The organism is Myxococcus sp. CA040A, from assembly GCF_013336725.1.
GTDB lineage: Bacteria > Myxococcota > Myxococcia > Myxococcales > Myxococcaceae > Myxococcus > Myxococcus llanfairpwllgwyngyllgogerychwyrndrobwllllantysiliogogogochensis.
In genome coordinates this window covers 159,818-171,999 of record NZ_JABUMR010000014.1, presented here as the reverse complement: position 1 = coordinate 171,999, position 12,182 = coordinate 159,818, and the positions used below count along the sequence as shown (strand labels likewise).

Below are 12,182 nucleotides of genomic sequence, written 5' to 3'. Positions count from 1 at the left end.
GGAACCGGCAGCGTCAACACGCGCATCCCGGACCCTTGTGACAGGTGTTCGCCCGGGGGATGCAGGAGTCGCCACAGGGTTTGCTGCTGGGCCCACAGCGTCGGCAGCAGGCACCACCTCCGCCACCCCCTTCAGATGGGTATTCGCACGTCATCGAGTTTGGGTTGCATTCGCTCTCGCCCAAGCACTCGTCTTCAACGTGCCACTCCCGACGCCCCTCTTGGTCCGCCTTGCACCTGAGCACGGCGTACTCATCGCACTTGAGCGTTCCGGGCTCTTCGTTCGCACAAGAGTCGCCTCCAATGTCACACCCCTGCAGCGTCAATGCGGCCACCAGCAACACCATCAACCTGGTCATGGTCCCCCCGTCAGATGAACAAGCAGGGGCGCATGCTTTCAGCGTCGGGGGACACCTCGCAAGCCAGCTCTAGCCCTTGGGCTCGGGCCATAGGTCGAACTGGCCCACCGCAGTCTCCTGCCGTTCCCGCTGACGGGTTGAGTTCCGCGCGCAGCAGCAGACCTCGGGCGCAGAAGCTACTCCTCCTGCGCAGCCGATCCTTCGCATTGGTGGAAAATTCTATCCTTCCCTGGCACGGGGGTGGACCAACAGAGCGGCCCCGTTTGGTCGGCCGCTCGGCGAGGCCATTGACGGGCACCCACATCCCAGATTCCTGGGATGGACTCACCCGCCTGCGCCAACGCACTCTGGCGCCATCCTGATTTACCTACCACCAACCACCAACCGGAGAAACCACATGCACGGCTCAGCATGCCCACAACGCTTCAAGCGCAAGAGCGTCGCCTCCTCATGGTTCGTCCTGGCATCAGCAAGCCTGAGCATCATGCTCTATGGCTGTGGTGCAACTGAGCCGGCAACACATGAATCGCACGACACACAATCAGAAAGCACGCAGCAGCTCTTTGACATAAACGTAATCAACCCCAGCTTCGAGACAGGAGTAAACACATATCACCCAAGCATCAAACTTGCCCCCGGAAGCAACTTCCAAGGCTGGACCATCGGGGGTGGCGGCATTGATCTCATCATAAGCCTTTGGCAAGCGGCAGACGGTTCACGGAGTGTCGACCTCAACGCGACCTCGGCCGGTTCAATCACGCAGTTTATCGATGTCGAACTACCAACCTTCCCCTATACCGTTTACTTTTCAATGGCAGGCAATCCCGATTGCGGCGGAGGCGAGAAGCGCCTGCGCGTAGAGGCTGCTGGTCAGTCCCAAGAATTCAGCTTCAATACAACCGGAAAGACGCGAGGCAACATGGGCTGGCAGAATTTCACGTTCTCGTTCGTACCCAGTGCCACTCGCATACGCTTGGTGTTTCGCAGCCTTACGGATGGAGCCTGTGGCCCAGCTATCGACCACATCTCGATTCACACCATCTGAGACATGTCGCCCCAGTGCACACCCAAACTCGACGAGGGGAGAGCCAACATCAAAGATGTCGCATCTATGGCTCTGACCACAGATTAAGCTGCGCCTCGGACCGCTCCTTTCTGGTCCGAGGCGTTGGTATCGATTCCGGCCGAAGCAGCAGCCCTCTGGCGTAGGAGACAGAGGCCTTTCGAAGCCTGTCTTTCGCTCGCGCGAACTCGACCTCGTCGTCTCCCGCGTCGGCGTACGCCAGGGCAGCCGCAGTGAGCCGATCCCAAGGGGTCGCGTACGTCTCGGCCACGGGCGTGGACAGGGGCTGGCCCCGCGTCGAGCGCTTCTGGTGCGCGTGGCAATGCCGCCGCCCTGCCGCGGCGTTCCGCGTGCAATCGGCCACCGTGCACTGCTCGGGGGGACACGGCGTCACGTCTCCCTCCTCTCGTGGGCCTGCCAGGCCGCGTCGACATGGACTTCTCCCTCTTGGTCATTCACGGCGGTGCCCTCTCTCCTCACTGTTGCCCAGCTCGTCCGCATCGAGGCCTCCACCTTGCGCCGGGCCTCTCGGAGCTCCTCCACCGCTTCGGCCACCCAATCCGGAGCGGGCGGAGGCGGATGCCGCGCGCACCACTCGCGGACGGCCTCGCGGAGCACCTCGATGCGCGGGACACCACGCCGAGCAGCCTCCTCGTCCACCATGGCGAGCAGTTCCGGAGGGGCGATGCGTCCCTGCACCTCCTGCCAGTCGTCGATGCGGACCGCCCGCGTGTACTGGAGCGGCGCCTCCAGCGCCTGCCCGCGCTCCTTCCGTCGGGCGTGCAGCACGCACATGCCGCGCTTGCGGCTTGGGCGCCCACACCCCTCGACGCTGCACTCCCGCTTCGCGCAGTCCGCCATGGCTACCTCCCTTCCGCGCGCACCGCGGCCCTGTCACCGGCCACCACCAGGAGGAGGCCCGCGACGTCGAGCACCAGCGCGCGGCCAACCTCCCCCGTCAGCCAGAAGTTGACGCTCACGCACCACAGCGCGCCACCTGCCAGCCCGAGGGCCGCGCCCTGGGCCCGGAGCCACCGGCGGCGCCTCTTCTCCTCCAACGGCGTCAGCAGCATCACTTCCTCCTCGTGTCGGTGCTGCGGTAGGTGGCGGGCGTGGCCAGTGCCCGGACGTCGGCCGGTGACTTCGGGCGCTTCTCCGCGCGGACATCGAGCGCGGTCCGCACCACCTGGCCGTCGACGGCGGCGAGCGCCTCCTCAGGGGTGGTGACGATGGCGACGGTGAGCTCCGCGGCGCTGAGCTGGGCGTGCAGCTCCACCTGGGCCGGCTTCATCCGCCCGCCCTTCGCGGCCTTGACCTCGAGGAAGACGATGCGGCCCTTCCTCACGCAGAGCAGGTCCGGCACACCTGCGCCGTTGAGCTGGATGACGAGCCACCCGTTGGCGCGGAGGGCGTCGACGATGCCCGGCTCGTTGGCGTCGCGATTGAGGGCGAAACGGCGTCGGCAGCGGCTCATGGGCGTCTCCGGTAGAATGAGCCCGTGGGTGACCGAGCCCACGAACACGGGGGAAACACGACATGAGCAACAACACCGATAATGGCCGTCCTCTCGACACCACCGACTGGACGCAGGTCCGAAGCACCTGCAAGAAGTGCGGGCACGAAGGGCCCGTTGCTCCTGACTTCGGCCTCCGGACGCAGGAGGGAGTCGGCTGGCCTCAGTCGTGGTGCAATGCCTGCCGGGCTGCGACGAAGCGCTGACGTCATGGCTTGAGTCCTCCCTCTCGGATGCGGTCGTGGAGCTGGCAGGTGCAGGCGCTGTGTCCGTGGCTGCGGGAGAACCGGCACCCGTGCTCGTGGCGCCCGTACCTGTCGAGGGCGTTGGTCATCTTCCCCACCAGTGCCTCCAGCTCCGCGATGCGCTGGACGTGGTGCTGGTTGACGCGCTCCAGGTCGGGGTGGTTGCGGCACGTCATGGCGTTGCCTCCTCGGGGCGCAGGGCCCCATCCGCGTCCATCAGCAGCACGCGTCCCTTCCACCGCTCAGCGCTGCACAGCCGGACCATGTGAGCCGTGCCCTTGCCCAGGCCCGGGTCGGTGTGCGCGGCAGCCCAGCGCACCGTCCAGCCACGGCGCACGTAGCCGCGGAGGGCGCGGTGCATCTGCTCGTTGCGTCGCGGGCCGGCCTTCCCGCCCAGCGTCTTCCAATCCGCCGGCCACCGCTCGACGTCAGCGACGCGGAACCAGGGCCACTCCAGCGCGCATGCCGTCTCCCACAGCTTGTCGGCGCCGATGGCGGCGGGGCCGTCCTCCTTGCGGGTTCCGCCGGCACCGTGCATGAGACGCGCGCCAGGGCAGGCCACGAAGCGCCGCACGTACCGGCGCAACTCCGGCAGGTGCGCCAGCGTCAGGCCCGAGGAACCGGTGCCCAGGAGGATGAGCTTCGTGGCGCAGCTCATGGCCGCACCCACGTCGAGCGCCACCAGCCGAGGTGCGCCCGGTCAGCCACCATCGCGCGCGTGGCGTAGCCGAACCGCTCGCGACCAGCGCGCATCGCCCGGAATGTGGCGCGCAACCTGCGAGCGTGGAGGTAGTCGCGGCACAGCACCATCTCCACCAGCGCCCAGGTGAGCGGGCTCAAGGTGCCACCCCCTGGGCCTGACCGCGGCGAGACTCCACCCACGCGGCCACCGTGGCGTCGGAGAGCGGGAACACCTCGTCCATGGCTGCCTCACCGCAGAGCCGGCACAGCGGCTGTCCCCACACCGTGGCCCATGCTTCGCGTCCGCAGCCCGTGGGGCACGGGCCGCCCACCGGGTTCCACCCGCCACCGACGGCGAGGTCAGGTGCGCGCGTCTTCGCTGGCGCGCTGCCGGCCCGCTCTTCGGGCGTGGCGTTGGCCTCCCACCGGCGCACCAGGTCCGGCAGGGTGTCGACCCGCTGCTTGAACTGGGCCCGGAGTCCATTCTCCAGGCGTCGCAGCACCTCGGCGACGGGCCCCCGGGACAGGAGTTCACGCGCTGCGGCGTCGTCCCTGCCTGGGCGCCAGTCGTAGGGCACCCCCTTCACCTCGAGGTTGAGGCGGTTGACGCCGTCGGGGAGCGTCTCCTCCAGCGCATCTCCCGCCGTCGTCCCGCGCGGAGCGCTGGAGGGAGACTTGAGGGGCGGTGGCTGCGGCGCCACAGGGACGCGCTCGCGTGACGTCGTCTCCTCTGCCCTACGTGCTGGAGACTTCTTCTCCCTTCTCTGCTCTCCCTTCTCCCCGCCGTCCTCCCGCGCGGGAGATTGGAGGGATTCGCGCGGGGCGGTGGCGGGCTCGGCGGGGGCTCCCGCCGTCCTCCCGTCGGGCTTGGCGCGGTCGCGCTCCACCTTGGCGATGTGGGTGCCCTGCTCGTCGGCCCACGTGGCAACCACGAGGTCCTCGCCGTCGAGCACCAGCAGGCCCACCGCGAGGAGCCCCTCCACCAGCTTCCCGCGGCGCCCGCGCCAGCGCACCGCGCGCTCCACGGCGAGGGCGGCACCAGGCCCAGGGAAGCGGCCTTCGAGGCGCTCCCGGCCGCAGTAGGCCCAGAGGCGGAAGAGGTAGGCGTCGGCCTCGGGGCCCAGGAGGGCACAGAGGGCGTGCACCGGGTACTCCTCCGGAGCAGCCGAGCGAAACTTGAACCAGGGAAGGCAGGACGTCATCGCTCGGCCCTCATCTCGCCATCTGCGGCGAGCATGTACCGGATGTAGTCGACGAGTTCGCGCGTGGCGGTGAACCACTCACCATGGAGTCGGATGGCCGCGAAGCGCTCATGCAGAATCCGCTCCAGCCCCTGGTCGCCGACGACTTCGCCGCAGTACTTGAGCTCCACGGCGTTCCCCGTCTGGAGCTCCTGCATCCGCACACGCGGATTGCGCGAGAACCCAATCTTGATGGGGCCACCATCTCCGGCCTGGACGAAGTAGACGAAGGACGGCTCCGGCTGCGACGGTGGCGAGGCGCGCCGAAGCGTTTGTTGCGGCGGGGGCGGTTGGGGCAGTGAAGGCGGTGACACCTCCATGTGCCGAACCAGCGCCTGAGCCTGGAAGTACGTAGCCTCCGTGAGGCGATTGACGCTGGCATCGGCACGCCGGCGCGCCTCGCGCTCTTGCGCAAGCTCAGCCCGAAGGTGGGCGAGTTGAATCTCATGCGGGCACTGGCTCATGGAGTGGGCTCCGGAGTGGCGACAGGTGCGGAAGGAAGAAGGGGCGACGGCGCGCTGCAGGCCGAGCACCACCGGTCCCGGGGTGCTGGCGGCAACACCCACCCGCCGCGCACGCCGGCCTCGCTGAACACCCACGGCTCGCCACAGGCCGGGAGGACAGGCTGGTTGCGGATCACCGGCCACCTCCGAAGAGGCTGCCCTGACGTGGCACCTCGGGCTTGCTCGGCGCAGGGGCGACGTTCCCCACGCGGCACCGGGCAATCTCCAGGTACTCGGCGGACTGCTCGACTCCGACGAAGCGCAGCCCTTCGTGGAGCGCCGCCAGCCCGGTGGTGCCACTACCGGTGAACGGGTCCAGGACGATCCCACCCGGCGGTGTGACGAGCCGCACAAGCCAGCGCATCAGCGCGACGGGCTTGACGGTGGGGTGGACGTTCCGAGCGCCCCCGGTTCTCCCAGCTCCTGCGCGCGGGCTTGCTGCGCCGGGGCTCCCGTCCTCGCGGTCCGTCGCTTCGCCACCGCTACGCACGGGGAGGGACTCGCAGCCCTCGTCACGCTCGGCGCGAGACGCCTTGGCGACGTAAAAGAAGCGAGACGCGCCACCACTGTCGACGCCGCGGGCTGGCACGCACGCCTCCTGCCCCTGGAACTCGCCGAACGTATTCTTGAACTTCGCGGCACGCCGACGCGTGGGGTTGGCACCGCTGGTGAGCATGCCAGTCTGCGCGTCGAGCGCCGCGGCGGCTTCCTCGTCGAGCACGACGTTCGCGGGCCAGCGGCCCGAAGGCTGGACGTAGTCGCCAGGGACGCCCCGCCCTGGCGCGAACATGCCTTGCCCCTTCGCGTCACGGGCATCACCAACCAGTCCTCCAGCGCGGCCTCCAGCGCTGTAGGCGCCACCGTTGAGGTTGTCGGTGGTTTCGATTCGGCACCCGTCGATGTTCAGCGCTCCGGTGCCGTGGGCCTGGACGTTCGCCGCGACGGTGCCCGCCAGCGACTTGCGCGCAAGGATGATGGGTTCCCACGCGGGCTTGAGAGCCGTGCCGCGCCCGTCGCCCAGGTTCATCGACTTGGGAAACCCGGTGCCGTACATCCACGACAGGGTGTCCCGGATGTCAAAGCCCGCGTCTTCGATGGCGCAGGCGATGCGATGGAACGTGCGCGATCCGCCGAAGGCAACCAGGTAGCCACCCGGCTTGAGCACGCGCAGCATGGCTGCCCACGTTTCGGGCCGGAACGACACGCCGGCCGAGTCCCAGGACTTGCCCATGAAACCGAGCTCGTAGGGCGGGTCCGTCACCACGGCGTCCACCGACTCAGGGGGCATCGTAGGAAGAACGGCCAGCGAATCGCCGTGGACCAGGGTCCACTTCGCGGCGTGAGAGAGAACCTCGGAGAATGACGACGCTGGGCACGTCATGGCCGTGCCTCCGCGCCGCACACGTGCCGCGTGCAGCTGCACTTCCACCCCTGGCAGGAGCTGCACTTCACCAGCGCCTTGGTGCACCCGGGCTGGGCACACTTCTTCAACACACGCTCCTTGAGCCCATCGCGGACGATGGGGACGGAGCACCCGGAGGCCTTCGCCCGGTACGCCGTCCACCTCTCCTCGTCCTCGCGCACCACCTGGCCGTACCCGGCGCGCACCTGGGCCTGGACGTCGGGCGGCAGCTGCCACACCTCACCCTCACCGCGCAGCTCGCACGGCACGGACGCGGGCAGCGTGACGACGTCCTCCAGCCACAGCGTCACCGGACCCCAGTACCAGGGGCTGCTGACGAAGTGCTGGAACCGTTGGTGCTGGGGCGCGGCCGGGTACTCGGACACCACCGCAAGCCGGCCCACGGCAACAACCACGCGCGTCGGGAGCTCGTCCTCGGGCGGGGTGCAGATGGCCACCTCGCGGCGGAACCACTCCACGAGGTCGTCGTCCCTGCCCTTGCCCGCGCAGACGGCCACGTACGCACCCGGGCCGACACCCGCGGGCACGCTGGGCAGGTTGAGGATGGCCATGCAGCGCGCGGCCACCGCACGGGCCCAGGCAGGCGCCACGGTGACGGCGATGAGCGGCGCACGCTCTGAGGGAGGCCAGGCGTTCATGACGGCGCGTACTCCTCGCCCGCCTGGGGCGCGTCGAACCAGTAATCGCCACGGAGACTCCAGCCCTCGCCCAGCGTCGAGCGCAGCAGCGCCTCCAGCGTCACCCGTCCCCAGGCCAGCGCTCCGCCGACGGGGATGGCGTTGCCGATGGCCTCGCGCCAGCGCGCGTCGCTGTTGCCGGCGAGGATGAGCGGCGCACCCTGGTGCACGTGGGGCAGCCCCTGGAGGACAGCCAGCTCCAGCGTGGTGAGCGGCCGGTGCCAGCAGCCGGAGAGCGGCGAGAGGATGGCCGGCGCCGGCGTGCCCTTCGGCGGCTCCCAGCCCTCGGCCAGGAGCTGCAGCGCGAGCTTGATGTCGATGACGAGCCGGGGCGGCGGCATCCGCGGGTCAGCGACGCACGCCGGCCCGTTGTCGAGCTGGAGGCTCCCCGTCACCGTCCAGCCGGGGTTGGACCAGTCGAGGACGCCGTAGAAGCCGTTGTACACGTGGCACCCGAGGCCCAGGCGCTCCACGCGTTCGTCGGCGACGGCCGCCTGCGCGTTGCCCCCGGACACGGTGGCCCTCCCCGGCACGGTGGGGCTCGGCTGGTGCCAGTCACCCACGCCGAAGAGTCCCGGGCGGCCCTTGAACCCTTCAGCGCCCTCCCCCGTCTTGCCCAGGCCGAGCTGCTCGAGCGCGCGCGGGTCGCCGACGGACACCGGAGAACTGCCGCCGGACACCCATGACGTCGCGATGATGGTGCCACTGGGCCCGTCCCAGCCGATGACACCGGCAGCGCCTGGCCGTGCGTCCGCGCGCATCGCCAGCGCCTCGACGGCGCGGGCGTCAGCGACGGACGGGGCCCCTGTCTGGAGGTCCGTGTCCGCCGTCACCGTGCCAGCGGCCTGCGCCCAGTCACGAACTCGGTAATGGTTCGCGTGCCGCCCGCCGCGGTCGTGCGTGAGACCCAGTGCCTCCAGCGGCCGTGGGTCCTCGACCGCGCACAGCCCCGCGCCACCCGGCCCGGAGACGGTGGGCGCCGACTCAGCCCAGGCCTGCACGGGATGCCGGCGGTGCACCTCGCGCCGCTGCTGGCCTTCCTCCACGGGGTTGCCGAGCTGCTCCTCGACGAGAACCCGGAAGGCCGCCGTGTCCATGCCCGTCGGCCAGAGGCCGCGAGCCTGGAGAGTCTCCACCACCTGCCCGCGCTTCGGCAGGTCGCGCCAGTCGCCGCCCGGGGGGATGAGCGCCAGGCGCACGGCGTTGAGCCAGGAGACGCGGGGGAGCCGGTGCATGCGCCCTGCCCGCGGGTCATCCGGCCAGGGCAGCGGGCCGAGCACCTCACCCACGCCGCGCAGCCGCTGCGCGGGCGGCATGTCCACCTGCACCGGGCACTGCGCCACGTCGCGCGCCGCAAGAGTGAAGCGCTCGCGCGTCTGGGCGAGCCCGCCCTCCTCGCCCAGGTTGTGCGTCCGGACGTCCACCTCGTAGTTGGCCTCGCGCAAGAGGCGAATCGTCTTCCCCAGCACCTTCCGGCACCGCGTGCGGAAGCTGGGCACGTTCTCCACCACGATGAGCGCGGGCCTGTTGCGCGGGTCCGGGTAGGCCGCCAACACCAGCTTCGTGGACAGGTACATGAGCTCGTTCATGTCCTGGTACTTGGCGCTGGCGGCCATGTCCGCCGGCAACAGGCGCGACGCGCCCTTGCAGGGAGGGCTCTTCTTCACCTTGGTGGGCGCGAGCGGCCCCCAGAAGTCTCGAAGTGCCTCGGGCGTAAGGGTGGCGATGTCCGCGCAGAGGGCAGGCGCCCCCGTGAGGTACCGGAAGTCCTCACAGCACTTCGCGTCGAAGTCGACGCCCCCCAGGTTGCGCCAGGAGGCGGTGAATCCATTTACCTCCGCGCGGGACATGTCGCCGCCCATCGCTCCAGGGCCGGAGCCGCAGAACAGGTAGCCGACCGTGTACTCGTGGTGGGTGCTCGTGCAACTCATGGGCGGCAGCTCCGACGGAAGGCGGCGCGCACCAGGGCGGCGGCACCGAGAACGAGGACAACGGACACGACGGACTTGAGCGCGGCGTGCCACTGGTGGGCGTCCGCGCGGGCGGACAGCCCGGCCACGCACGAGGACGCGAGCGCGAGCCCGGCGAGGGCCACGGTGCCGACGCGGGGGCTCACCGGGACGCCTCCGCCTTGGCGCGCTGCCATTCCTCGCGGACCTGGGCGAGGACGTCCTCACGAAGGGTCCACAGCCCCTGGGCACCGCGACAGGCCACGGGACGGATGGGCGTCGCTTCTGTCAGCCACAGCCCCGTGTCGCCCATGTACCAGCGGCTCTCGCGGTAGGGAGTGCCGCGCGTGACGGCCTCCACCCGCGCCACCCCGATGATGGTTCCGGCCGGGTGCTCGCCCTCCGGAGGCACGACGAGTTTGAACTCCTCGGCCATCGCCGCCGCGTTGTCCTCGTCCCACTTCAGGCCGTTGTGGATGGCGAGCCAGGAACCCACCGGAGGCGCAGGGAAGCGCGCGCCTCGGTTCTCCACGTCCTTGCCCCCGTGGAAGATGGCCCAGCCCCACGGCCGCCAGAGCGTGAGTCCGCGGATGCGCTCAGTCATGGGGGAACTCCCGGACGCGCAGGTACTCGGGCCACTCGGCCATGTCCCCACCCTTCGAGTCGTTGAGGCGGACGACGCGCCCGTTCAGTCCCTCGACGTGGCGGTGGTTTCCGAAGCGCGTCCCCGACGGCCACTCGCGGTCCGGCGTGAAGGGGTCCTCTCCCGGAGCCGGCTCGCGAATCACCGGCACCTCGCCGAGCTGCTTCACGAAGGACGGCACGGCAGCATCGCGGCACTGGCGGACGACGTCGCGCACCCACTCCACGTGGCACGGGCGCGCCTTGTTGCCGGACTCGCCCCCGACGATGACCCAGTCGAGGAACCGAGAATGCGCGCTCACCAGCGCCTGCCGGCTCAGGCCGCACTCGGCCCCGGCGGCCTTGGCCTCGGCGTAGCTCTGGTAGGGGAATCGCCACCATCCGCGGACAGGCCACATGAACTTCCGCAGGTCCAGCGGGCCCACGAGCGGCTCCGCCGACACGAAGCGGTAGCGGAATCCATCAGCCTGGAGCAAGCGCGGGACCATCTCGTCAGCCGTGGCCTGGTCGCTGACGCTCGTGCCCAGCCACACCAGCGGGCGCACGTCCTCGGGCACCAGCGCCCAGTTCTCGGGGCGCTTCGTGAGGAGGAGCCAGTCGAGGCCACCTGCCGCAGCTCCGCACCCGGCACACGTTCCTGGGTCCTGGCCGGGCGAGGGCTGGAGGCACCGGCCGCTCCGCTCGTTCGAGCACACGAAGTGCGTCGCGCGGATGACGCCCCAGAGGCGCTCGCGCGCGCTGGCCATGGCGTCGCGGGCCTCGGCGACGCGGAGAGCGGCCGCGCCGCCATCCCGGATGGAGTCGGGGACGTCGGCCGGCACCTCAAGCACGTCCGCCAAGGAGGAGCAGAACACCCGGCGACGCACGCCAGCCGCAGCGGCCTGACGCGCCCAGGTGACGGGCTTCTTCCAGTAGTCGGCGGACATCATCGTCCGCGTTCCGCCCTGCCAAACCTCGCCCCAGGTCGTGCGCGAGGTCCTCACCGGGGTCTGCGTCATCGCGTAGCACGACGCGCATCCCACGTGGACCTTGGAGCAGCCCATCCAGATGTTGAACGTCGCATCGCACCACTCGATGGCGGTCGTGTCACCCACGGGGAGCCTCCTTCGCGTTGAGGTCCGGGCCCGCGCACTTGGCGCCGGCGTCAGTCGGATGGGCGGGGCGGATGATGAGAAAGAAGGCGTCCTTGCCGGGCGGCTCGAAGCGCGCCACGGAGCGGTCGATGACCTTGCCGCACGTACAGACGACGGGGCCCGAGCGGATGACCTTCCCCTTCAACGTGAGTCCCTGCGGCACGGTGCTCACGCGTCGCTCCGGCGCTTCCGCTCGGTGGGCGTCGCGAGCCCCTCGCCCGCGTCTTCTTCCTCGACGTCGAAGATGCCGCGCTGCCGGTCTCGAAACTCGCCCTTCTGGCGGATGACCTTCGAGAGATGCCGGGCCTGCATGGACAGGTCCGACTCCGACTTCTTGAAGTCCTTCATCGCCGCGGTCTTCTCCTCGCGGACGGTGTCGAGCTTGTCGAGGACGGCGGCCAGCTCCGTGGACTTCTCCAGCAACTGGTCTCGGGTGTACGGCACGAACTCCTGGGTGGACTCGCTCATGACTCGGCTCCTTCCGTGGTGGTGAGGGGGTGACGGGCCGCCTCGCGCAGCCCGGTGGCGGTAGGCACCAGCGAGCGCGCAGTCATCGCGTCGCGGTCCAGGCAGCCCTTGCGCACCAGCGCCTTGAGGTGGTCGTTCACCCCGTTGGTGGAGGTGATGCGGAACGCCTGGCCAATCTCGCGGACGCTGGGCGAGTAGCCGCGGCGCTCCCTCACGTCGACGATGAAGCGGAGGATTTCCCGCTGGCGTCCCGTGAGCTCGTTCTTCGCGGCGTCGGTGGTTGCAC

General features: G+C 69.8%; 17 protein-coding genes and 1 pseudogene. 1 reads left to right on the top strand and 17 read right to left on the bottom strand.

Going from position 1 to position 12,182, the window contains the following annotated elements; genetic code table 11:
* Window positions 1-755 precede the first annotated feature (755 nt).
* Window positions 756-1,403 carry a choice-of-anchor C family protein gene (locus HUA75_RS41785; protein ID WP_174489609.1) on the top strand — a complete coding sequence of 216 codons (648 nt, stop codon included), beginning with the start codon at window positions 756-758 and terminating at the stop codon, window positions 1,401-1,403.
* A 408-nt stretch (window positions 1,404-1,811) separates the two neighbouring features.
* On the opposite strand, the gene HUA75_RS41780 is transcribed toward HUA75_RS41785, so the two are convergent.
* From HUA75_RS41780 to HUA75_RS47300, 17 genes and pseudogenes are all read right to left on the bottom strand, one after another.
* Window positions 1,812-2,282, bottom strand: coding sequence for a CopG family transcriptional regulator (locus tag HUA75_RS41780; RefSeq protein WP_174489608.1), 471 nt, complete (start codon window positions 2,280-2,282; stop codon window positions 1,812-1,814).
* A gap of 2 nt (window positions 2,283-2,284) precedes the next feature.
* Window positions 2,285-2,494 (bottom strand): hypothetical protein, encoded by a 210-nt coding sequence (locus tag HUA75_RS41775; RefSeq protein WP_174489607.1) that lies wholly within the window; start codon window positions 2,492-2,494, stop codon window positions 2,285-2,287.
* On the bottom strand, window positions 2,494-2,895 hold the full coding sequence (locus HUA75_RS41770; protein ID WP_174489606.1) for a hypothetical protein: 402 nt from the start codon (window positions 2,893-2,895) through the stop codon (window positions 2,494-2,496). The genes HUA75_RS41775 and HUA75_RS41770 overlap by 1 nt, the downstream gene beginning before the upstream one ends.
* Window positions 2,896-3,142: 247 nt before the next feature.
* Window positions 3,143-3,355, bottom strand: coding sequence for a hypothetical protein (locus HUA75_RS41765; protein WP_174489605.1), 213 nt, complete (start codon window positions 3,353-3,355; stop codon window positions 3,143-3,145).
* Entirely contained in the window at window positions 3,352-3,837 is a 486-nt protein-coding gene (locus HUA75_RS41760) for a hypothetical protein (RefSeq protein WP_174489604.1), read from the bottom strand. Before HUA75_RS41760 ends, HUA75_RS41765 begins: the two co-directional genes overlap by 4 nt.
* On the bottom strand, window positions 3,834-4,019 hold the full coding sequence (locus HUA75_RS41755) for a hypothetical protein (RefSeq protein WP_174489603.1): 186 nt from the start codon (window positions 4,017-4,019) through the stop codon (window positions 3,834-3,836). The genes HUA75_RS41760 and HUA75_RS41755 overlap by 4 nt, the downstream gene beginning before the upstream one ends.
* The gene (locus HUA75_RS41750; protein WP_254628048.1) at window positions 4,016-5,062 is read right to left on the bottom strand and encodes a hypothetical protein; all 1,047 of its coding nucleotides are present in this window, start codon (window positions 5,060-5,062) and stop codon (window positions 4,016-4,018) included. Before HUA75_RS41750 ends, HUA75_RS41755 begins: the two co-directional genes overlap by 4 nt.
* The gene (locus tag HUA75_RS41745) at window positions 5,059-5,565 is read right to left on the bottom strand and encodes a GIY-YIG nuclease family protein (RefSeq protein ID WP_174489602.1); all 507 of its coding nucleotides are present in this window, start codon (window positions 5,563-5,565) and stop codon (window positions 5,059-5,061) included. The genes HUA75_RS41750 and HUA75_RS41745 overlap by 4 nt, the downstream gene beginning before the upstream one ends.
* 172 nt (window positions 5,566-5,737) lie before the next feature.
* Complete coding sequence (locus HUA75_RS41740; RefSeq protein ID WP_254628047.1) at window positions 5,738-6,985, bottom strand: site-specific DNA-methyltransferase; 1,248 nt, start codon at window positions 6,983-6,985, stop codon at window positions 5,738-5,740.
* Window positions 6,982-7,665, bottom strand: a complete 684-nt coding sequence (locus HUA75_RS41735; protein ID WP_174489601.1) for a hypothetical protein — start codon at window positions 7,663-7,665, stop codon at window positions 6,982-6,984. Before HUA75_RS41735 ends, HUA75_RS41740 begins: the two co-directional genes overlap by 4 nt.
* The gene (locus HUA75_RS41730; RefSeq protein ID WP_174489600.1) at window positions 7,662-9,635 is read right to left on the bottom strand and encodes a DNA cytosine methyltransferase; all 1,974 of its coding nucleotides are present in this window, start codon (window positions 9,633-9,635) and stop codon (window positions 7,662-7,664) included. The genes HUA75_RS41735 and HUA75_RS41730 overlap by 4 nt, the downstream gene beginning before the upstream one ends.
* Entirely contained in the window at window positions 9,632-9,820 is a 189-nt protein-coding gene (locus tag HUA75_RS41725; protein ID WP_174489599.1) for a hypothetical protein, read from the bottom strand. The genes HUA75_RS41730 and HUA75_RS41725 overlap by 4 nt, the downstream gene beginning before the upstream one ends.
* Window positions 9,817-10,257 (bottom strand): hypothetical protein, encoded by a 441-nt coding sequence (locus HUA75_RS41720; protein WP_174489598.1) that lies wholly within the window; start codon window positions 10,255-10,257, stop codon window positions 9,817-9,819. Before HUA75_RS41720 ends, HUA75_RS41725 begins: the two co-directional genes overlap by 4 nt.
* Complete coding sequence (locus HUA75_RS41715) at window positions 10,250-11,389, bottom strand: DUF5131 family protein (protein WP_174489597.1); 1,140 nt, start codon at window positions 11,387-11,389, stop codon at window positions 10,250-10,252. Before HUA75_RS41715 ends, HUA75_RS41720 begins: the two co-directional genes overlap by 8 nt.
* Window positions 11,382-11,600, bottom strand: a complete 219-nt coding sequence (locus HUA75_RS41710) for a hypothetical protein (RefSeq protein WP_174489596.1) — start codon at window positions 11,598-11,600, stop codon at window positions 11,382-11,384. Before HUA75_RS41710 ends, HUA75_RS41715 begins: the two co-directional genes overlap by 8 nt.
* Complete coding sequence (locus HUA75_RS41705; protein ID WP_174489595.1) at window positions 11,597-11,896, bottom strand: hypothetical protein; 300 nt, start codon at window positions 11,894-11,896, stop codon at window positions 11,597-11,599. The genes HUA75_RS41710 and HUA75_RS41705 overlap by 4 nt, the downstream gene beginning before the upstream one ends.
* Window positions 11,897-11,955: 59 nt before the next feature.
* Window positions 11,956-12,156, bottom strand: a pseudogene (locus tag HUA75_RS47300) (repressor LexA); the annotation flags it as partial.
* Window positions 12,157-12,182 lie beyond the last annotated feature (26 nt).

Excerpts from the sequence above, each read along its gene's own strand:
- HUA75_RS41785 (WP_174489609.1), top strand. The coding sequence starts at position 756 with ATGCACGGCTCAGCATGCCCACAACGCTTCAAGCGCAAGAGCGTCGCC.
- HUA75_RS41780 (WP_174489608.1), bottom strand. The coding sequence starts at position 2,282 with ATGGCGGACTGCGCGAAGCGGGAGTGCAGCGTCGAGGGGTGTGGGCGC.
- HUA75_RS41775 (WP_174489607.1), bottom strand. The coding sequence starts at position 2,494 with ATGCTGCTGACGCCGTTGGAGGAGAAGAGGCGCCGCCGGTGGCTCCGG.
- HUA75_RS41770 (WP_174489606.1), bottom strand. The coding sequence starts at position 2,895 with ATGAGCCGCTGCCGACGCCGTTTCGCCCTCAATCGCGACGCCAACGAG.
- HUA75_RS41765 (WP_174489605.1), bottom strand. The coding sequence starts at position 3,355 with ATGACGTGCCGCAACCACCCCGACCTGGAGCGCGTCAACCAGCACCAC.
- HUA75_RS41760 (WP_174489604.1), bottom strand. The coding sequence starts at position 3,837 with ATGAGCTGCGCCACGAAGCTCATCCTCCTGGGCACCGGTTCCTCGGGC.
- HUA75_RS41750 (WP_254628048.1), bottom strand. The coding sequence starts at position 5,062 with ATGACGTCCTGCCTTCCCTGGTTCAAGTTTCGCTCGGCTGCTCCGGAG.
- HUA75_RS41745 (WP_174489602.1), bottom strand. The coding sequence starts at position 5,565 with ATGAGCCAGTGCCCGCATGAGATTCAACTCGCCCACCTTCGGGCTGAG.
- HUA75_RS41740 (WP_254628047.1), bottom strand. The coding sequence starts at position 6,985 with ATGACGTGCCCAGCGTCGTCATTCTCCGAGGTTCTCTCTCACGCCGCG.
- HUA75_RS41735 (WP_174489601.1), bottom strand. The coding sequence starts at position 7,665 with ATGAACGCCTGGCCTCCCTCAGAGCGTGCGCCGCTCATCGCCGTCACC.
- HUA75_RS41730 (WP_174489600.1), bottom strand. The coding sequence starts at position 9,635 with ATGAGTTGCACGAGCACCCACCACGAGTACACGGTCGGCTACCTGTTC.
- HUA75_RS41720 (WP_174489598.1), bottom strand. The coding sequence starts at position 10,257 with ATGACTGAGCGCATCCGCGGACTCACGCTCTGGCGGCCGTGGGGCTGG.
- HUA75_RS41705 (WP_174489595.1), bottom strand. The coding sequence starts at position 11,896 with ATGAGCGAGTCCACCCAGGAGTTCGTGCCGTACACCCGAGACCAGTTG.